General features: G+C 72.9%; 17 protein-coding genes. 5 read left to right on the top strand and 12 right to left on the bottom strand.

The genetic code is table 11. The features are described 5' to 3' along the window. The 3 genes from IEZ07_RS07485 to IEZ07_RS07475 all read left to right on the top strand — a co-directional run bounded on the left by IEZ07_RS07485 (position 1) and on the right by IEZ07_RS07475 (position 3,208). On the top strand, positions 1-465 hold the full coding sequence (locus tag IEZ07_RS07485) for a gamma-glutamylcyclotransferase family protein (protein WP_068896744.1): 465 nt from the start codon (positions 1-3) through the stop codon (positions 463-465). Between the two features lie 190 nt (positions 466-655). Beyond that, a complete protein-coding gene (locus tag IEZ07_RS07480; protein ID WP_239319525.1) occupies positions 656-1,459 on the top strand; it encodes a purine-nucleoside phosphorylase in 804 nt (267 codons plus the stop codon). A gap of 96 nt (positions 1,460-1,555) precedes the next feature. After that, positions 1,556-3,208, top strand: a complete 1,653-nt coding sequence (locus IEZ07_RS07475) for a phospho-sugar mutase (RefSeq protein ID WP_191894068.1) — start codon at positions 1,556-1,558, stop codon at positions 3,206-3,208. A gap of 106 nt (positions 3,209-3,314) precedes the next feature. Here IEZ07_RS07475 and IEZ07_RS07470 read toward each other — a convergent pair whose 3' ends face one another. Next, complete coding sequence (locus IEZ07_RS07470; RefSeq protein WP_191894067.1) at positions 3,315-4,886, bottom strand: methyl-accepting chemotaxis protein; 1,572 nt, start codon at positions 4,884-4,886, stop codon at positions 3,315-3,317. 407 nt (positions 4,887-5,293) lie between these two features. On the opposite strand from IEZ07_RS07470, the gene IEZ07_RS07465 reads away from it, so the two are divergent. Further along, entirely contained in the window at positions 5,294-6,718 is a 1,425-nt protein-coding gene (locus IEZ07_RS07465) for an AAA family ATPase (RefSeq protein WP_191894066.1), read from the top strand. A gap of 40 nt (positions 6,719-6,758) precedes the next feature. Here the strand turns inward: IEZ07_RS07465 and IEZ07_RS07460 are convergent, their stop codons facing one another. The 5 genes from IEZ07_RS07460 to IEZ07_RS07440 form a co-directional block, all read right to left on the bottom strand. Then, on the bottom strand, positions 6,759-7,487 hold the full coding sequence (locus IEZ07_RS07460; RefSeq protein WP_191894065.1) for a PH domain-containing protein: 729 nt from the start codon (positions 7,485-7,487) through the stop codon (positions 6,759-6,761). Positions 7,488-7,515: 28 nt separating this feature from the next. Continuing rightward, positions 7,516-8,598 carry an adenosine deaminase gene (locus tag IEZ07_RS07455; protein WP_191894064.1) on the bottom strand — a complete coding sequence of 361 codons (1,083 nt, stop codon included), beginning with the start codon at positions 8,596-8,598 and terminating at the stop codon, positions 7,516-7,518. Positions 8,599-8,661: 63 nt separating this feature from the next. Then, positions 8,662-9,015, bottom strand: a complete 354-nt coding sequence (locus IEZ07_RS07450) for a cupin domain-containing protein (protein WP_068896675.1) — start codon at positions 9,013-9,015, stop codon at positions 8,662-8,664. Positions 9,016-9,049: 34 nt separating this feature from the next. Next, positions 9,050-9,739: an AMIN-like domain-containing (lipo)protein gene (locus IEZ07_RS07445; protein WP_191894063.1), complete on the bottom strand. Its 690-nt coding sequence runs from the start codon at positions 9,737-9,739 to the stop codon at positions 9,050-9,052. A gap of 199 nt (positions 9,740-9,938) precedes the next feature. Then, on the bottom strand, positions 9,939-11,366 hold the full coding sequence (locus IEZ07_RS07440) for an MFS transporter (protein WP_239319528.1): 1,428 nt from the start codon (positions 11,364-11,366) through the stop codon (positions 9,939-9,941). An 87-nt stretch (positions 11,367-11,453) separates the two neighbouring features. Here IEZ07_RS07440 and IEZ07_RS07435 point away from each other — a divergent pair, with 87 nt between their 5' ends. Beyond that, positions 11,454-11,846 (top strand): MarR family winged helix-turn-helix transcriptional regulator, encoded by a 393-nt coding sequence (locus tag IEZ07_RS07435; RefSeq protein WP_068896673.1) that lies wholly within the window; start codon positions 11,454-11,456, stop codon positions 11,844-11,846. Between the two features lie 121 nt (positions 11,847-11,967). Here the strand turns inward: IEZ07_RS07435 and IEZ07_RS07430 are convergent, their stop codons facing one another. The 6 genes from IEZ07_RS07430 to IEZ07_RS07405 all read right to left on the bottom strand — a co-directional run bounded on the left by IEZ07_RS07430 (position 11,968) and on the right by IEZ07_RS07405 (position 18,813). Then, entirely contained in the window at positions 11,968-13,248 is a 1,281-nt protein-coding gene (locus IEZ07_RS07430; RefSeq protein WP_191894061.1) for a thymidine phosphorylase, read from the bottom strand. Between the two features lie 5 nt (positions 13,249-13,253). Further along, positions 13,254-13,646 carry a cytidine deaminase gene (locus IEZ07_RS07425; RefSeq protein WP_191894060.1) on the bottom strand — a complete coding sequence of 131 codons (393 nt, stop codon included), beginning with the start codon at positions 13,644-13,646 and terminating at the stop codon, positions 13,254-13,256. Continuing rightward, positions 13,643-14,932 (bottom strand): ABC transporter permease, encoded by a 1,290-nt coding sequence (locus IEZ07_RS07420; protein WP_191894059.1) that lies wholly within the window; start codon positions 14,930-14,932, stop codon positions 13,643-13,645. The genes IEZ07_RS07425 and IEZ07_RS07420 overlap by 4 nt, the downstream gene beginning before the upstream one ends. After that, positions 14,929-16,071, bottom strand: a complete 1,143-nt coding sequence (locus IEZ07_RS07415) for an ABC transporter permease (protein ID WP_239319531.1) — start codon at positions 16,069-16,071, stop codon at positions 14,929-14,931. Before IEZ07_RS07415 ends, IEZ07_RS07420 begins: the two co-directional genes overlap by 4 nt. Further along, on the bottom strand, positions 16,068-17,615 hold the full coding sequence (locus tag IEZ07_RS07410) for an ABC transporter ATP-binding protein (RefSeq protein ID WP_239319534.1): 1,548 nt from the start codon (positions 17,613-17,615) through the stop codon (positions 16,068-16,070). The genes IEZ07_RS07415 and IEZ07_RS07410 overlap by 4 nt, the downstream gene beginning before the upstream one ends. A gap of 130 nt (positions 17,616-17,745) precedes the next feature. Then, a complete protein-coding gene (locus tag IEZ07_RS07405) occupies positions 17,746-18,813 on the bottom strand; it encodes a BMP family lipoprotein (RefSeq protein ID WP_204054273.1) in 1,068 nt (355 codons plus the stop codon). Between the last annotated feature and the right edge of the window lie 147 nt (positions 18,814-18,960).

Here is an 18,960-nt window from a genome sequence, read left to right as displayed (position 1 = left end):
GTGCCTGTCTACGCCGCCTACGGCAGCAACATGGACCCCGAGCAGATGGCCCAGCGGGCCCCGCACTCCCCCGTCCGGGGGTCGGGCTGGCTGCAGGGCTGGCGCCTGACGTTCGGCGGGGACGACCTCAGCCGGGAGGGCGCGCTCGACGGCGCGCTCGCCACCATCGTCGAGGACCCTGACGAGCACGTCTTCGTCGTCCTCTACGACGTCCCCGAATGGGACGAGACCTCCCTCGACCAGTGGGAGGGCGCCACCCGCGGCCTCTACCACAAGGTACGGCTGCGCGTGCAGACCCTGGACGGCGAGGTCGTGGCCTGGTTCTACGTGCTCGACGGCTACGAGGGCGGCCTGCCCTCGGCGCGCTACCTCGGCATCCTGTCCGACGCCGCGGAGAAGGCCGGGGCCCCCGACGACTACGTCAAGGCGCTGCGCAACCGCCCCTGCACCTCCTTCGGCGGCTGACGCCCCGTCCGCGGCGGGCGGTGGCGGGCCGCATCCGCGGGACCGGTGACGCCTCCCGCCGGCGGGACCGGTGGCGGGCCGCGGCCGGATGCTCGGCAGGCCGGACGCACGGCGGCAGGTCGGAGGCGTAGCGGCGGGTCGCGGCCGCCGGAGTCATGGCGTGGACGGCCCGGCGAGTACGCTCGGTGAGGTGACCAATGACCCTTATGCACTCGCCACGGACGCCGCGACCGCACTGCGGAGCGCCACCGGAGTCGAGTCCTTCGACGTCGCGCTGGTGATGGGGTCGGGCTGGGTCCCGGCCGCCGACGCGATCGGTGAGACCGTCGCCGAGATCCCGGTGACCGACCTGCCCGGTTTCGCGCCGCCCGCCGTGGCCGGCCACGCGGGCAAGGTCCGCGCCGTGCGGACCGAGTCGGGCAAGAACGCGCTGATCTTCCTCGGCCGCACCCACCTCTACGAGGGCCGGGGCGTCGAGCCCGTCGTGCACGGCGTGCGCACCGCCGTACGGGCCGGGGCCCGCACCGTCGTGCTGACCAACGCCGCCGGCGGCCTGCGCCCGGAGACCCAGGAGGTCGGCGAGGCGGTGCTGATCAGCGACCACATCAACCTGACCGGCGCCAACCCGATCACCGGCGCCACCTTCGTCGACCTCACCGAGGTCTACTCCCGGCGCCTGCGCGACCTGGTCCGCGGGGTCGAGCCCACCATGACCGAGGGCGTCTACGTCGCCTTCCGCGGCCCGACCTACGAGACCCCCGCCGAGATCCAGATGTGCCGGGTCCTCGGCGGCGACATGGTCGGCATGTCGACCGTGCTGGAGGCCGTCGCGGCCCGCGAGGCCGGTGCCGAGGTGCTCGGCATCTCCCTGGTCACCAACCCGGGGGCGGGCCTGGTCGGCAAGCCGCTGAACCACGAGGAGGTGCTCCAGGTCGGCCGCACCACCGCGGCCCGCATGGGGGTCCTGCTCGCCGGGATCGTCAACAAGCTGTAGCGCCGGCCCCGCGGGTCCCCGGAGCGGGACCCGCGGGCGGGCCGGTAGGGGAAACCGGCGGGGACACGCCCTCCCCGCCCGGAGCGTGAGGTGATCATGAGCAGCGATCTCGTACGGCTCGCCCAGGACTGGCTGGCCCAGGACCCGGACCCGCGGACCCGGGAGGAACTCCGGGAGCTCCTCGACGAGGGGGACGAGGAGGCGCTGCGCGAGCGGTTCGGCGCCAAGCTGGAGTTCGGCACCGCCGGTCTCCGCGGCGAGCTGGGCGCCGGACCCAACCGGATGAACCGGGTCACCGTCATGCGCGCCGCCGCCGGGCTGGCCGCCGTCCTCGATCCGGACCGGCACGTGGTGATCGGGTACGACGCCCGGCACAACTCCGACGTCTTCGCCCGCGACACCGCCGCCGTGCTGACCGGCGCCGGGCTGCGGGCCTCGCTGCTCCCGGCCCCCCTGCCCACCCCGGTGCTGGCCTTCGCCGTCCGCCATCTCGGCGCCGACGCGGGCGTGACCGTCACCGCCAGCCACAACCCGCCCCGGGACAACGGCTACAAGGTCTACTGGGGCGACGGCTCCCAGATCGTGCCGCCGGTCGACGCGGGCATCTCCGCCGCCATCGACGCCGTCGGCCCCGTCTCCGCCCTGCCACTGGGCTCTCCCGACGACCCCGGGTGGACCGACCTGGGCGAGGAGATCGTGGCCGCCTACCTGGACGCGGTGACCCTGCTCCCGCTGGGCGACGCCCGCGAGCTGAAGGTCGTCTACACGCCCCTGCACGGCGTCGGCGGCGTCACGCTCACCTCCGCGTTCCTGGCCGCCGGGTTCGCGAGCCCGGTGACCGTCGAGGCCCAGGCCGACCCTGACCCCGACTTCCCGACCGTCGCGTTCCCCAACCCGGAGGAGCCCGGCGCGATGGACCTCGCCCTGGAACTCGCCGGACGGATCGGCGCGGACCTCGTGCTGGCCAACGACCCCGACGCGGACCGCTGCGCCGTGGGCGTGCCCCTGCCGCAGGGCGGCCACCGGATGCTCACCGGCGACGAGGTCGGCGCCCTCCTCGGCGAGCACGTCATCCGGCACACCTCTGGCGACGACCGGCTGGTCGCCACCACCATCGTCTCGTCGTCCCTGCTCGGGAAGATCGCCGCCGAGCACGGCGTGGGCTACGAGGAGACCCTCACCGGCTTCAAATGGATCATGAAGGCCGGGGGCGGCCGCGGGAAGCTCGTCTACGGCTACGAGGAGGCGCTGGGCTACAGCGTCGGCTCCGGCGGCGGCCTGCCCGTCCACGACAAGGACGGCATCGGCGCGGCCCTGACCGTCGCCGGCCTCGCCGCCCGGGCCAAGCGCGACGGCCGCACCCTGCTCGACCTCCTCGACGACCAGGCCCGCCGGTACGGCCTGCACGCCACCTCCCAGCTCTCGGTCCGGGTGAACGACCTGTCCCTGATCGCGGGGGCCATGGCCCGCCTGCGCGGCGCCCCGCCGGTGGAGCTCGGCGGCCGCAAGGTCGAGTCGGCCGAGGACCTCAGCCTGGGGTCGGCGGGTCTGCCGCCCACCGACGGCATCCGCTACCGCCTGGCGGGCGGCGCCCGTGTCGTGGTCCGGCCCTCGGGGACGGAGCCCAAGCTCAAGTGCTACCTGGAGACCGTCGTACCGGTGACCGGCGAGGTCGCCGACGCCCGGGCGCAGGCCGTACGGGAGCTGGGCGCGCTGACGGCCGACCTGTCGGCGGCGCTGGGCCTGTGACGCGCCCGCCGGGCCGTGGCCCGGCGCTCCGCCTGCGCCGCGCGGCCTCGGACGGCGGCTCGGCGGTCTCCCGTGCCACGGGCCGCACCCTGCCGCCCGCATGCGCTCAGACGCGGAACCGGTCGACCAGCGTCCGCAGGTCGGCCGACATGCGGGCGAGGTCCTCGGCCGCGCGCCGGGCCTCGGTCACACCGTCGCTGGTGAGCCGGACCGCACCGGCCACGTCGGAGACGGTCTCGGCGATCCGCCCGGTGCCGGAGGCGGCCTGGGTCACGCCGCGGTTCATCTCCCCGGAGGTGGCGGTCTGCTCCTCCACCGCGCCGGCGATGGCCAGCTGGTAGTCGTTGATGCGGGTGATGATCCCGCTGATCTCGCTGATCGCCGCCACCGCGTCGCCGGTGTCGGCCTGGATCGCCTCGACCCGCCGGGCGATGTCCTCGGTCGCCCTGGCGGTCTCCTGCGCCAGGTCCTTGACCTCGCCCGCCACGACCGCGAAGCCCTTGCCGGCGTCCCCGGCCCGCGCCGCCTCGATGGTGGCGTTCAGGGCCAGCAGGTTGGTCTGCTCGGCGATGGACGTGATCGTCCTGATGACCGAGCCGATCTCCGCCGACGAGGCGCCGAGCCTGGCCACGGTCCCGCTGGCGGAGGCGGCCACGGCGACGGCCTGCGAGGCGACGCCGGCCGCCTGTCCCGCGCTCTGCGCGATCTCCCCGATCGCCGCGCTCATCTGCTCGGATCCGGCCGCGACGGAGTGCACGTCGCCGGAGACCTGCTGGGCGACGGCGGCGACCGCGCCGATCCGGGCGCTGGCCTCCTCCGCTCCGGCGGCGATCCGGCCGCTGGTGACGGTCAGTTCCCCGGAGGCGGTGGCCAGCCCGCCCACGGAGGCGTCGATGGTGCGCACGGCGGTGCGCATGTGCTCGATCGCCTGGTTCAGCGCCTGGGCCATGCGGCCGAGCTCGTCGCGGGAGGCGACGTCGGCGCGCGGGGTGAGGTCGCCCTCCGCCACCGCGGCCAGGACCCGGCCGATGCGGCGCACCGGCCGGGAGATGGAGCGTCCCAGCGGGACGCAGAGCGCCACCAGCAGCACCACCCCGCCGATCCCCACCAGCAGGGAGAGCAGACGGGTCTGCGCGACGGAGGCGTCCATCCCGGCGCGGGCGGCCTCGATCTCGGCGTCCACCCCGGCGTGCACCGCCTCCAGCTTGCCGTCCACCACGCTGTTGCGCTCGGCGATCTGCTGCCCGCGCTCCCGCGCGGCGGCCCGGTCGCGTCCGGCGTCGGCCACGAACGCCGACACGAAGGCGTTGAACTCCTCGATGTCGGGCCGCACCGACTCCAGCCGCTCCCGCACCCGCTCCGGCAGGGCCAGGGCGTCCAGGTCCGCCACCGCCTGCGTCACCGACGCCACGTCCTCGGGCAGGTCGGCGCGCACGTCGCTGAGATCCCGCTCACTGATCGCCCGGTAGGCGTCGACCTTCAGCTCGGCCTCGCGGGTGTCGAGGTGGTTGAGGATCGCCTTGGCGTGCTCCATGCTCCGCAACCGGTCGGCGTCGCCGATCAGCCGGCTCTGGGAGTACATGCCGATGCCGACGACGGAACCGACCGTCACCGCTCCCGCGGCGAAGATCAGCGCCAGCCGCTGCGTGACGCTGAGGTTCGTCACTCGTGCCGCCATGGCTTCCTCCAAGGGGTCGGCGGGATACCCGCCCCATCGGCGCGGTGCCGCCCGGGCTGAGCATTCCGCCGCCGGACGGAGCCCGCCGGGCGCTCCGGTGCCGGTCACCGGACGGCCCGCTCCCGGACCGGCCTCCGCACGCGGCTCCCGCGCCCAGGTCCCGGAAGGCTTCCGCATGCAGGTCCCGCACGCGGCTCCCGGCGGGCGCGGCGGCGTGGACCGCGCCGTCCGCGTCTCCGGAGGGAGCGGCCGCCGTGACCGCAGGCGTACGACTCTCCGGAACGGGAAAGACTCGGCCTCGGAATCTCCATATCCGGCCTGCTCAGCGATGACATGCCAGATTACGGGCATATCCAGCAGAAGAGTCTCGCTGCTGAGACTTTCATCGATGAGACCCTCGGGGAGCGATGGCCCGGTTCATCGGCAGGGAGCGCGAGCTGTCCAGACTGGAACGCCTGCTGGGCAGGGTCGCGACGGGCGGCCGGGCCGGCCGCCCGGGCCGGGCGGTCCTGGTACGCGGCCGTCGCGGAGTCGGCAAGTCCCGGCTGCTGGAGGAGTTCGTCCGGCGCGCGGACGTCCCGTACGTCTTCCACACCGCCGTCCGGGGCACGGAGGCCGAACAGGTGGCGGGGCTGCTCGCCGAGGGCGCCGCGTCCACCCTCCCCGGCGCCCGGATCCTGGCGGAGCGGTCCGCCGGATCGTGGGAGGACGCGCTCCGGCTCCTGGCGGTGGCCGTCCCCCAGGAGTCGGCGAGCGTCGTCGTGCTCGACGGGCTCCCCGTGCTCCTGGCGACCGCCCCCGAGCTGGAGGGCGTGCTGCAGGTGCTGTTCGCCCGGGAGCTGTCCCGCCGTCCCGTGCTGCTCGTCCTCGCCGGCTCGGACCTGGAGACCATGGAGGCGGTGAACCGGCCGGGGCGGCCCTTCTACATGCGCGCCACCGAGCTGGTCGTCCACCCCCTCACCCCGGTGGACGTGGCGGACGCGACGGGGCTGCCCGCCGCCGAGGCCGTCGACGCCCGGCTGGTCTCCGGCGGTCTGCCGCTGATCTGCCGGGAGTGGCCCCCGGGGCTGCCCGTGCGGGAGCAGCTCCGGCGGGCCCTGTCCGATCCGGTCTCCCCCCTGGTGGTCACGGGGGAGCGCGTCCTGGCCGCCGAGGCGCCGCCGGACACGCAGGCGAGGACCGTCCTGAACGCCGTCGGCGCCGGGCACCGCACCCACTCCGCGATCGGCCGCGCCGTGCCGGGGGTGCCCAGGGCCTCGCTCAACCGGGCGCTGCAGTCCCTCGTGGAGCGGCGGCTGGTCACCGCCGCGGCCCCGCTCTCCACCCGGCCGTCGCGCGAGACCCGCTACCACGTCACCGACGCGCACCTGCGCTTCTGGCTCGCCTTCGTCGGCCCCGGGCTGGCGGAGATCGGCCGGGACCGGGGCGACCTCGCCCTCGCCCGCCTCCTGCGTTCGTGGGACGCGTGGCGCGAGGCGGCCGTCAAGCCCCTGGTCCGGGAGTCGCTGCGGCGCATGGGCGGGCTTCCCGGAGGGACGGGCGCGATCGGCGGTTACTGGACCCGCACCGACGACCCGGAGATCGACGTCGTGGGGACGGACCTCGAACCGGTCGGGCGTACGGTGACCCTGCTCGGCTCGGTCGTGTGGCGGGAGGACCGGCCCTTCGGGCGGGGCGACCTGGACGCGCTCATCGTCCGCCGCTCCCGGATGCCGGGCGCGACCCCCGGCACGCCGCTGCTCGCCGTCTCCCGGAGCGGCTCGGCGACGGCGGAGGTCACCTTGGTCACCCCGGAGGACCTCGTCGCCTCCTGGCGTCCCGGCCCGCCCTGAACCCGCCGGGCCCGGGGCCGCGCCCTCCTGCCGTACGGGCTCAGGCCAGGAAGGCGGCCACCACCAGGGCCAGCGCGACGCCCAGCGCGACCAGGGCGCCCGGCGCCCAGGTGATCCTCATCATCCCGGGCCCCCCACCGGTCCCGGCGGTGGCTCCCGGCCCGAGCCCGGCCCCGGTCCCAATCGTCGCGGGCCCCTCACCGGTTCCGGCGGCTCCCGACCCGGCTCCGGCCCCGGTCCCACCGGTCCCACCGGTCCCGGCCCGCGGCCTGGCGGCCTCCGCGCGCCGCCTGATCTGCTCGGCCGCCCAGTCGGCGTGCGTCCTCCCCGCCAGCGCCTCGGCCGCCGCCTGCTCCCCCCGGCTGCGGGCGGGCTCGGCCGCCGGACCGCCGCCCTCGGGGCCGGAGCGCCCGCGCCGTACGGCCGCCGCCCGCTCCCGCGCGGTGGTCTGCGGCGTCCAGCAGCGGACCGCCGCGTCACCGGAGGTGATCGTGATCGCGTGCGAGACCGCCACGTCGTCCACGGCCGTCCAGGGCACGAAGGCGTCCCGGAGCGGGTTGCGGACCAGCACGCCCTCGTCGGTCAGGACGACCGCCGGGCGGATGCACGTGACGAAGACCAGGGCCGTCAGCACGGCCAGGACCGCCCCGGCGGCCAGCGAGGACGGCCCGCTGTAGCGGACGACCAGATCGACCGCGTTCGCCGCGGCGAACGCGACCCACACCCAGCCGAGGACCAGCGCGGCCTTCGACCGGAACACCTCTCTCATCGCGCCCGTCCCGCTCCCGCCGCCCCGCTCACGCCTGCCACTTCAGGCGCGCGAAGCCCGGCTTGATGACGCCGTTGATGAGGGCCAGCCGGTCGTCGAACGGCAGGAACGCCGACTTCATCGCGTTGACCGTGAACCACTGCAGGTCGTCCCAGTCGTAGCCGAACGCCTCCACCAGTTTGGCGAACTCCTCCGAGACCGTGGTCCCGCTCATCAGCCGGTTGTCGGTGTTGACCGTCACCCGGAAGCTGAGGCGGCGGAGCAGGCCGATCGGGTGCTCGGCGATGGAGGCCGCCGCCCCGGTCTGCAGGTTGGAGGTCGGGCACATCTCCAGCGGGATGCGCTTGTCGCGCACGTAGGCCGCCAGGCGGCCGAGCTTGGGCTCGCCGTCGCCGGACACCGCGATGTCGTCGATGATCCGCACGCCGTGGCCGAGCCGGTCGGCGCCGCACCACTGGATCGCCTGCCAGATAGACGGGAGCCCGAACGCCTCACCGGCGTGGATGGTGAAGTGGGCGTTCTCCCGCTGGAGGTATTCGAAGGCGTCGAGGTGGCGCGTGGGCGGGTAGCCCGCCTCGGCCCCGGCGATGTCGAACCCGGCCACGCCGACGTCGCGGTAGCGGACCGCGAGCTCGGCGATCTCCATGGACCTGGCCTGGTGGCGCATCGCGGTGAGCAGCGTGCCCACCTTGATCCCCCGGCCCTCCGAGCCGATCCTGAACCCCTCCAGGACCGCCTCGATGACCTCTTCGAGGCTCAGGCCCCGCTCGGTGTGCTGCTCGGGCGCGTAGCGCACCTCGGCGTAGACCACGCCGTCGGCCGCCAGGTCCTCCGCGCACTCGGCGGCGACCCGGACCAGCGCCTCACGCGTCTGCATGACGCCGACCGTGTGGTCGAAGGTCTCCAGGTAGCGCTCCAGCGAGCCGGAGTCGGAGGCCTCCCGGAACCAGGTGCGCAGCGCGCCGGGGTCGGTCGTGGGCAGTCCGTCGTAGCCGGTCTCACGGGCCAGGTCGACGATGGTCCCGGGCCGCAGACCACCGTCGAGGTGATCGTGGAGCAAGACCTTCGGAGCCCGGCGGATCTCCTCAAGGGTGGGTAGCTGCTGGCTCATCTCGTCATCCTACCGTCCGGTATGATCCGGCGATCTTGCGGAGACCGCCGGAGGCCGCGCGGGCTATCCGTCGCGGCGTGCCGTCTCCGGGGAGAAGGCGGGCAGGCAGACGGCGACGTACTCGGCGCCCTCGGGGCCGCAGCTGTAGCGGACCTTCTCCCCCGGCTCGCAGGCGAACGCCTGGCCGGCGTGCACCTCGGTCGTGCCCTCGGCGTGCTCGACGACGACCGTTCCGGAGAGCACCAGGGTGTACTCCGCGAACTCCGGCGTCTGGGCCGGCTCGTCCCAGCCCGCGGGGGCCTTCATGTGCGCGATGGAGATCCCGGCGTCGCCGCTGTTGACCCGGCCGACGTACTCGTCGATGATCTTTCCCCCGGGTACGGGGATCCGCGTCGCGCTGTCGATTTTCCTCACCATCGGACCATCTTGCCACCGGGCCCGGGACGCGGGTTCAGTGGGCCACGTCGATGACCAGGCGGTTCGGCTGCTTCTGCTCGGTGACGCGGAATCCGGCCCTGCGCTCCAGCACGATGCCCACGCCCACCACGGCCTCGAAGTCGCCGGTCTTCACGACGCTGCGCACGTTGCCCAGCCCGGCCTGGAGGATCGGCCCGCCCGTCAGGGTGGGGGTGCCCGACTCGGTGTGCGCGTTCGCCGGGAGCATCGTCACCTGCAGGTAGGCCCCGCCCTCGACGTCGATCGGCTCCCCCGACCCGTCCTGGACCAGCTCGGGCACCCAGTCCACGGTGTATCCGGGCAGGTCCCCCCTGAAGTCGATCACCACCCGGTCGTAGCCGCCGTGCTCGGCGAAGCGCACGCCGGTGACGAGCGGCGGCTCGTCGGGGTGCCTCTCGACCCGGACCGCCGCGGTGCTCGTCGGCGGCTCCGGCCCGGTGGGCGGCGCCTGCGGGGCGGAGGTCCTCCCCTGCGGGCTCCGCGCGCCCGGCGAGTCCTGCGCGTCGGGCGGGTCCTGTACGGCCGGCGGAGCCGACCCGGTCCCGCCGGTGGCGGCGACCCCGGAAGACGGGGAGCCGGTGATCCCGGTGGTCCGGCCGGCCGGGTCCGCCTGACCGGTCGAACCGCCGCAGCCGGTCAGCAGGGCGAGGGGAATGAGCACGAGTGCGGCGCGAGAGCGGTTCATGTGGGCCTCCTGCCAGGTTAGATGCCCGGGAACCCCTACGGGTTCACCGCCCCGGCCGCCCCTCGTCGCGCGGAGATCCGCACCCGCCCCCATGGGCCCCTGATTCGTCCATGGGGGCGCGGGCGTCCCCGGCCGGTCTTCCGTCCCCGGGCCGGTTCCGCCCACGGGCGGCTCCGCCTCCGAACGGCCGGCTCCGTCCTCAGACCGGCTCCAGGACCGGCTCCTCCTTCCGTTCCGCGGCGGCCGTACGGGCTCCGCGCAGCCCGGTGAGGGCGATCACCAGACCGGCGAGCGCGAGGATGCCGGAGACCGCGATCGCGGCGCGGAAGCCGTCGAGCGGGTCGGCGCTCGTGCTGGAGGTCAGCACCGCCGTCACCACCGCGAGCACGACGGCGCCGCCGACCTGGCCGGAGGTGTTGAGCAGGCCGGAGGCCAGGCCCTGCTCGTCGTCCGCGACCCCGTTGGTCGCCTGGATGTTCAGCGACGGGAAGGACAGCGCGAAGGCGACGCCCAGCAGGACCATGCCGGGGATGACCAGCGTGGCCAGGTCGGGCGCCCCGTCCACGCGGAGGAAGAAGGCGTATCCGGCGGCCAGCGCGGCCGAGCCGATCACGATCAGCCGGGCGGTGCCGAAGCGGTCGGCCAGGTCGCCCATCTTCGTCGAGGTGACGGCCACCAGCAGGCCCGCCGGGAGGAAGGCCAGCGCGGTCTCCAGCGGGGACCAGTGCAGGAAGTTCTGGAAGTACTGCATGGCGACGAACTGGAAGCCGACGTAGGAGCCGAACAGGATCACCAGGCCGAGGTTGGCCCGGACGATGGGGCCCGAGCGCAGGATGCCGAGCCGTACCAGCGGGTGCCTGACCCTCCGCTCGGTCACCACGAAGGCGGCCAGCAGGGCGGCGGCGGCGAGCAGCGAGCCGACGGTGCGCAGGGAGCCCCAGCCGGCCTCGGGCGCCTCCACCACGGCGAAGACCAGCAGCAGCATCGAGGCGGTGATGGTCACGGCGCCGACGAGGTCGTGGCCGCTCTCGGCCCGCTCCTCGGGCCGTTTCGGCAGGAACCGCAGGGCCGCGACCAGGGCGATGACCGCGACCGGGACGGGCATCAGGAACGTCCAGCGCCAGCCGAGCTCGGTCAGGAGCCCGGAGATGACCAGGCCCAGGGAGAACCCGCTGGCGCCGGAGGCGGTGAAGATGCTGAGGGCCCGGTTGCGGGCCGGTCCCTCGGCGAACGTGGTGGTGATGATGGACAGGGCGGCGGGCGCGGTGAAGGCGGCGCTGATGCCCTTGACGAACCGGGCCGCGATCAGCAGGGTGCCGTCGTCGACCAGGCCGCCGAGGAGCGAGGCCACGGCGAAGACCGCCAGGGCCACCAGGAAGACGCGGCGCCGGCCGAGGAGGTCGGCGGTGCGGCCGCCGAGCAGGAGCAGGCCGCCGTAGCCGAGCACGTAACCGCTGACCACCCACTGCAGGGAGTCGGTGGACAGCCCAAGGTCCGCCTGGATGGACGGGAGCGCGACGCCGACCATGGAGACGTCGAGCGCGTCGAGGAAGACGACGGCACACAGGACCGCCAGGGCGGCCCACAGGCGCGCGTCCCAGCGTCCTTCGGTGGAGGGAGGGATCATGAGGCCCAACAATACATGCAGACGCATCTAATGCAACAGAATTTAATTACCATGCATTTGATGTTCACGCATGCTAGGATCCGCGGCATGAGCGAGGAGTCCGCCGTCCGCGCCTGGCGGGAAGTGCTGGCCAGGCATTCCGTGACCGCCTGCGCGCTGGAGCGGGAGCTCTCCGACAGGCACGGCCTGGGCATGAGCGAGTTCGAGGTCCTGGAGCGCATGGTCGAGGGCGGCCGGCCGAAATACCGCGTCCAGGAGATCGCCGACGCGGTGCACCTGAGCCAGAGCGCCTGCTCGCGGGTGGTCGCCCGGCTGGAGAAGGCGGGCCTGGTCAGCCGGGGCATGTGCGAGGCCGACCGGCGCGGCATCTTCGTGTGCATCACCGAGGACGGCCGCGCCCGCCACGCCGCCGCCCTGCCGACCCACCGCGCCGTCGTCGCCGGGATCTTCGACTCCGCGGAGGCGTCCCTCCCCGCCTGAGCACGCACCCCGAGCACGCACCCCGGACACGGTGGCGGCCAGCCACCGCCGTGCGGTGACCGGCCGCCGCGCCGATCGCCGGAGACCTCCGGCCGGGACCTCGAGGGTCAGCTCCCGACGCTCACGCCCTGATGCGGTCGATCACCAGCGGGAGCAGGTCCACCTCGCCGGCCTCGCCGATCGCGTAGGCGCCGTCCAGCGCGGCCAGCGCGCGGTCGAAGCGGGCCGTCTCGTCGGCGTGCAGGGTCATCAACCGCTGGCCCTCGCGGACCGCGTCCCCCGGCCGCGCGTGCAGCATGATGCCCGCGCCGAAGGAGACCGGGTCCTCCTTGCGCTCCCGGCCCGCGCCGAGCCGCCAGGCGGCCAGCCCCACACCGTAGGCGTCGAGCCGGGTCAGCACGCCCGTCGCGGGCGCGACGACCTCCATCGTCTCGGCGGCCCTGGGCAGCGCCGCGTCCGGGTCGCCGCCCTGGGCACTGATCATCCGGCGCCAGGCGTCCATCGCCGAGCCGTCCTTCAGCGCCTGCTCGGGGTCCTTTCCGCCGTCCAGCCCCGCGGCCTGGAGCATCTCGCGCGCCAGCCGCACGGTCAGCTCGACCACGTCCTCGGGCCCGCCGCCGGCGAGCACCTCGACGGACTCGGTCACCTCCAGCGCGTTGCCCACCGCCCGGCCCAGCGGCCGGTCCATCGCGGTCAGCAGCGCCACCGTGTTCACCCCGGCGTCGGTGCCCAGCTCGACCATGGTGGTGGCCAGCTCCCGCGCCCGGTCCACGGTCTTCATGAACGCGCCCGAGCCGACCTTGACGTCCAGCACCAGCGCGCCGGTGCCCTCCGCGATCTTCTTGGACATGATCGAGGAGGCGATCAGCGGGATCGCCTCGACCGTGCCGGTCACGTCGCGCAGCGCGTAGAGCTTCTTGTCCGCCGGGGCGAGCCCCTCGCCCGCCGCGCAGATGACCGCCCCGGCCTCCCGCAGCACGCCGAGCATCTCCTCACTGGAGAGCGAGGCCCGCCAGCCGGGGATCGACTCCAGCTTGTCCAGCGTGCCGCCGGTGTGGCCCAGACCGCGGCCGGACAGCTGCGGAACGTACCCGCCGCACGCGGCCACCAGCGGGGCCAGCGGCAGCGTGATCTTGTCGCCGACGCCGCCGGTGGAGTGCTTGTCGGTGGTACGGCCCGGCAGCCCGGACCAGTCCATCCGGGTCCCCGACCGGATCATGGCCTGGGTCCACTCGGCGATCTCCCGCCGCGTCATGCCGTTGAGCAGGATCGCCATGGCGAGCGCGGACATCTGCTCGTCGGCGACCACGCCCCGGGTGTAGGCGTCGATCACCCAGTCGATCTGCGCGGTGGACAGCTCGCGGCCGTCCCGCTTGGTGACGATGACGTCGATCGCGTCCAAAGGTCTCAGGCCCCCCGGCTCAGGTCGTCGGGTCCGAAGGCGTACGGCAGGATCTCCGCCATCGGCTTCGGCCCGTCCACGGTCTCCATCAGCAGCTCGGGGCCGCCGAACTCGAACAGCAGCTGGCGGCAGCGCCCGCACGGCATGAGCAGTTCCTCGTGCCCGTCCACGCAGGTGAAGGCGACCAGCCGGCCGCCGCCGCTCGCCTGGAGCGCGGAGACCAGCCCGCACTCGGCGCACAGCCCGACGCCGTAGGAGGCGTTCTCCACGTTGCAGCCGGAGACGATCCGCCCGTCGTCCACCAGCGCGGCGGCGCCCACCGGGAACTTCGAGTAGGGCGCGTAGGCGTTGCCCATGGCCCGTACGGCCTCGGCCTTGAGCGCGGTCCAGTCGATCAATGTTGCTCTCCTCGGCGATAGCGCACACCGTCGGCCGCAGGCGGACGCAGGCTCTGCGAGGCCACGGACAGGACCAGCAGCGTCAGCACGTGCGGGGTGATGAAGACGAACTCGTTGGGCAGCTTGTCGACGGTCAGCCAGAGCCAGAGCAGCGCGACGGCGGCGAGCGCGGCCGCCGCGGCGGCGGTGTACTGCCGGACGCCGGGCAGTTCGGCGGCCAGGCGGCTGCGGACCTGCATGCCCGTGTAAACGAGCAGGAGCAGGGCGCCGAATAGCAGGAGCCCGGTGACGGCCTGGGAACTGCGCAGCTGCAGGCCGTCGGCGTAGCCGAACAGCGAGGCGCCGACGGCGAGACCGCCGGGCCGCCAGTTACCGAAGATCATTGCGGCCAGGCCGATGAACCCCCGGCCGGAGGTCTGCCCCTCGACGTACTTGGTGGTGACGAAGACCAGGAAGACGCCGCCGAGCCCGGCCATCGCACCCGAGACGACGGTCGCGACGTACTTGGTCCGGTATACCTTGACGCCCAGCGACTCGGCCGCCCACGGGTTCTCGCCGCAGGAGCGGAGCCGGAGGCCGAAGGCCGTGCGCCAGAGCACGAAGTACGTCAGCGGGATCAGCGCGACGGCCAGGATGACCAGGACGTTCACGTTGTGAGTGAGGCCGCGCAGCATCCCCGCGACGTCGGAGAGCAGGAACCAGTGCGTGCTCTCCAGCTTCCCGAGCAGGTCGGGGCCGTCGGACAGGATCGGCAGGCTGACCTCCGGGGCGGTGGAGGAGAGCGTGGGCGAGGTGGTGATGCCCGCCCCCTTCTCGGCGGCGGCCGTCCCCTGGGCGTACAGCACCTCGGACAGGAAGCGGGTGATGCCCGGGCCGAGGAGGTTGATGGCCACGCCGCTGATGATGTGGTCGACGCCGAACGTCACGGTCGCGATGGCGTGGAGCAGCCCGCCGAGCGCGCCGCCGAGCAGGCCCGCGACGAGGGCCGCGACGGCTCCCCACTGGTAGCCGGCCCATCCGGCGAACCAGGTGCCGAGGACCATCATGCCCTCGAGGCCGATGTTGACGATGCCCGCCCGCTCGGCCCAGAGGCCGCCCAGGCCCGCCAGCGCGATGGGCACGGCCAGCAGCAGCGCGGCGCTGAACGTTCCCGAGGAGGTGAGTTCGGGCGCGTCCCCGATGACGCGGGCGAGCGACAGGAGCAGGATCAGCGCCGCCACGGCGAGGAGCGCCAGATGGTAGCGGCGCACCCGGCGGGCCTCCGCGGTTGCCACGGACGCGGTCATGCGGCCACCCCTGCCTGGTTGGTGGTGGCGAGCTGGCGTGCGGCCCGCCGTTCCTCGTTGCGCATCGACATGCGGATGGTGACCTCGTTGGCGATCACCACCATGAGCACGATGGTGCCCTGGATGATGGTGATGACGGACGGCGGGATGTCGGCGAACTGGAGCGGGGCCCCTGCGCGGTCCAGGAAGGCGAAGAGCAGCGCGGCCACCGCGATGCCACCCGGCCTGTTCCGGCCCAGCAGTGCGACCGCGATGCCGAGGAAGCCCAGGCCCGCGGTGAAGTTCGAGCCGTAGGCGTGGGTGCGGCCGAGGATCTCCGGCAGGCCGATGAGGCCGGCGACGGCGCCGGACAGGACCATCGCGGAGATCACCATGCGCTTGGGGTCGATGCCGGAGGCGAGGGCCGCCGAGGCGTTGAGGCCCGTGGCCTTCACCTCGAACCCGAACCTGGTGCGTTCGAGCACCAGCCAGATGATCAGGCCCGCCACGACCGCCACCGCGAGGAATCCCCACAGGCCGCCGCCGCGCGGGGCGGGCAGGCCGAACATCTCGAACAGGAAGTTCAGGTTGGGGAACCAGGCGGACTCCGGCAGCTCCGGCGTGGAGGTGGTCAACTGACCCTCCGCACGCTCACCGGCGAACGGGCCGCGGACCAGGAAGGCCGCGAGGTTGATCGCGATGTAGTTGAGCATGATCGTGGCGATCACCTCGTTCACCCCGCGCGTCACCTTGAGCACCGCGGGTATGAGCGCGTACAGACCACCCACAGCCATCGCCACGGCGATGATCAACAGGATCTGGACGGGGCCGGGCAGATCGAATTGGGACCCCACGAAGGCGGCGACGACCGCCGCGATGCGGTACTGCCCCTCGACGCCGATGTTGAAGAGGTTCATCCGGAAGCCGATGGCCACCGCCAGACCCGCGACGAACAGCGGAACGGCCCGGTTGAGAAGGGTGGTGACGGAGTTCACCACCTGGATCTGCGTGTCGCCGAAGTCGAACATCGCCTGGAGCGCGGTCACCGGGCTCGCCCCGGCGGCGAGGATCGCGACACTCGACACCGCGACGGCGATCAGCACCGCCACCACCGCGCCTGCCACCGTCAGCAGCGCGCGTTGCAGCCCTGCGGGCATCATGCCTGTCCCTCCGCGATCGCCCCGGTCATGTATCCGCCGAGTTCCTCGGGTGTGACCTGGTTCGGGTCGAGGCGGGCCACCATGCGCCCGCCGTAGATGACGTAGAGACTGTCCGACAGGCCGATCAGCTCGTCGAGGTCCGCGGAGATCAGCAGCACGGCGAGTCCCGCGGCGCGAGCCGTGCGCAGGTGGTCCCAGATCGCGGCCTGCGCGCCGACGTCCACACCGCGCGTCGGGTGGGCGGCGATGAGGAACTTCGGCGCGCCGCTCATCTCCCGCCCGATGATCAGTTTCTGCTGGTTGCCACCGGACAGCGCGAGGGCGAGGGTGTCGATGCCGGGCGCCCGGACGTCGTACTCGCGCATGATGCGCTCGGTGTCCTTGCGCGAGGCCGCGCGGTTCACCCAGATGCCCTTGCGGGCCGGAACCCGCGTCTGGTGGCCCAGCACCCGGTTCTCCCAGAGGGGGGCCTCCAGCAGGAGGCCCTGGCGGTGCCGGTCCTCCGGGATGTAGCCGATGCCGGCCTCACGCCGCCGCAGGGTCGTCCAGGCGGTGATGTCCTCCTCCGCGAGGAGGATCCGGCCTCCATCCAGGGTGCGCAGGCCCATGATGGCCTCGATCAGCTCGGACTGGCCGTTGCCCTCGACACCGGCGATGCCCACGACCTCGCCCGCGCGCACGGGGAAGGTGACGTCCTTCAGGAGCGGTCTGTCCCCGCTCCCGCAGACCGTCACGCCGTCCAGGTCCAGCACGACGCGGTCGGTGACCGTGGACTCCCGGGTCTCCGGGGTGGGGAGCTCGCTGCCGACCATCAGCTCGGCGAGCTGCCGGGCGGTGACCGATCCGGGTTCGACGCTGGCGACCGTGGTGCCGCGCCGGATCACCGTGATCGCGTCGGCGATGCTGAGCACCTCGTTGAGCTTGTGCGAGATGAAGATGATCGTGAAGCCCTGGGCCTTGAGCTCGTTGAGGTTGCCGAAGAGCTCGTCGACCTCCTGCGGCACGAGGACCGCCGTGGGCTCGTCCAGGATCAGGATGCGCGCGCCGCGGTACAGGACCTTGAGGATCTCGACCCGCTGCCGGTCACCGACGCCGAGGTCCTCGACCAGCCGGTCGGGGTCGACCCGGAGCCCGTGGCTCTCACCCAGTTCGCGGATGCGCGTGCGTGCTCCGGCCGCGTCCAGCCCGCCGGCCTTCTTCGGCTCGGCCCCCAGGACGATGTTCTCCAGGACCGTGAGGTTGTCGGCCAGCATGAAGTGCTGGTGCACCATCCCGATTCCAGAGGCGATGGCGTCGCTGGGGGTACGGAAGTCGACGTCCTGGCCGTTGACCCGGATCCGTCCTTCGTCCGGCCGTTGCATGCCGTAGAGGATCTTCATCAGGGTGGACTTGCCCGCACCGTTCTCACCCACGATCGCGTGCACCGTTCCGGGGGCGACGGTGATGCGGATGTCGTGGTTGGCGATGACGCCGGGGAAGCGCTTGGTGATTCCCTCCAGCTCGACGGCGGGCGGCGCCGCGGCGAGGGTGTCCGAGCTCGTCACAATGCGTTCTCCTGGAGAGCCTAGGGGGCTCGCGAGATCCTGTCCGAGACAGGGAGAAAGCCCGGGGGCCTGCCCCGGGCCTCTCCTGCTTCCTCCGCGGCCCCCTGTCGGGGCCCGCGGAGGAGCGACCTCACGGCTGCGTCGGAACGGTGACCGAACCGTCGATGATCTTCTTCTTGGCCTCGTCGACCTTGGGCATGACATCGTCGATGAAGCCGCCGGAGGTGGACAGTCCCACACCGTCGACCTTCAGGTCGTAGACGCTGTTGCTGCCGCCCTTGGCGCCGCCCTGGAAGGCCTTGATGAACTCGAAGACGCCGTTGTCGACGCGCTTGATCATGGAGGTCATGATGACCTTCTTGAGGTCGGCCTCCTTGACCGTCTCGTACTGGTCGGAGTCGACGCCGATGGCCTGCTTGCCGGCGGCCGCGGCCGCCTGGAAGACGCCCAGGCCCGAGTCGCCGGAGGCGTGGTAGACGATGTCCGCGCCGTCCTGGTACATCTTCTCGGCGGTGATCTTGCCCTTGTCCGGGGCCTTGAAGCCGCTGAAGTCGCCGTCCGGCGTCAGGTACTTGACGTCGATCTTGATGTCCGACTTCACCGACTTGGCGCCGGCCTCGAATCCGGCCTGGAACTTCTTGATCAGGTCGTTCTCGACGCCGCCGACGAACCCGAGGTGGTTCGACTTGGTCTTCTCCGCCGCCGCGACGCCCGCCAGGTAGGAGCCCTGCTCCTCCGCGAAGAGCAGGCCGGTCACGTTCGGCGCGTTGGACGCCGAGTCGACCACCGCGAACTGGATGTCGGGGTACTCGGTGGCGGCCTTCTTGATGTCCTCGCCGTAGGCGAAGCCGACGCCGATGATCGGGTTGTAGCCGGCGTCCGCCAGCTGGCGGAGCAGTTCGCCGCGGTTCGAGCCGTCAGCGGCGGGGCTGAGGTCCTTGATCTCGGCTCCGAGCTCCTTGCCCGCGCGCTCGAGACCGGCGTAGGCGGAGTCGTTGAACGACTTGTCGCCGCGGCCTCCGACGTCGTAGGCGAGACCGACCTTGAGGCTCGACTTGGGCGCCTCGCTGGTCGCACCCGGGCTCGCCGCGGTGTTTCCCCCCGAGCCGGTGTCGTTGCCGCCACACGCGGCCGCGGCCATGAGCATGGCTCCCGCCACCGTGGTCATGGCCATCTTGCCGAACTGGTTACGAAGCAAGGTGACTCCCCTCCATCTCTCCGCTGTATCAACCTGTGCACGCACGAAGAAACGCACGGCAGCCATCCACGGAATGTAGTTGGTAAGACAGACCGCTCCAAACCGGTACACAGGTCCGCAACCTGCCCGTTACCGACCTCAGTCGAG

It is taken from the genome of Planomonospora parontospora (assembly GCA_014647935.1).
GTDB lineage: Bacteria > Actinomycetota > Actinomycetes > Streptosporangiales > Streptosporangiaceae > Planomonospora > Planomonospora parontospora.
Note: the sequence above shows the minus strand (reverse complement) of the source record. Positions and strands in the feature narration are given on the sequence as shown.

Bases quoted from the DNA above. Each gene is read 5' to 3' on its own strand.
- IEZ07_RS07415 (WP_239319531.1), bottom strand. From the start codon at position 16,071: ATGATGCCCGCAGGGCTGCAACGCGCGCTGCTGACGGTGGCAGGCGCG.
- IEZ07_RS07465 (WP_191894066.1), top strand. From the start codon at position 5,294: ATGGCCCGGTTCATCGGCAGGGAGCGCGAGCTGTCCAGACTGGAACGC.
- IEZ07_RS07470 (WP_191894067.1), bottom strand. From the start codon at position 4,886: ATGGCGGCACGAGTGACGAACCTCAGCGTCACGCAGCGGCTGGCGCTG.
- IEZ07_RS07435 (WP_068896673.1), top strand. From the start codon at position 11,454: ATGAGCGAGGAGTCCGCCGTCCGCGCCTGGCGGGAAGTGCTGGCCAGG.
- IEZ07_RS07460 (WP_191894065.1), bottom strand. From the start codon at position 7,487: ATGAGAGAGGTGTTCCGGTCGAAGGCCGCGCTGGTCCTCGGCTGGGTG.
- IEZ07_RS07455 (WP_191894064.1), bottom strand. From the start codon at position 8,598: ATGAGCCAGCAGCTACCCACCCTTGAGGAGATCCGCCGGGCTCCGAAG.
- IEZ07_RS07475 (WP_191894068.1), top strand. From the start codon at position 1,556: ATGAGCAGCGATCTCGTACGGCTCGCCCAGGACTGGCTGGCCCAGGAC.
- IEZ07_RS07440 (WP_239319528.1), bottom strand. From the start codon at position 11,366: ATGATCCCTCCCTCCACCGAAGGACGCTGGGACGCGCGCCTGTGGGCC.
- IEZ07_RS07420 (WP_191894059.1), bottom strand. From the start codon at position 14,932: ATGACCGCGTCCGTGGCAACCGCGGAGGCCCGCCGGGTGCGCCGCTAC.
- IEZ07_RS07445 (WP_191894063.1), bottom strand. From the start codon at position 9,739: ATGAACCGCTCTCGCGCCGCACTCGTGCTCATTCCCCTCGCCCTGCTG.
- IEZ07_RS07450 (WP_068896675.1), bottom strand. From the start codon at position 9,015: ATGGTGAGGAAAATCGACAGCGCGACGCGGATCCCCGTACCCGGGGGA.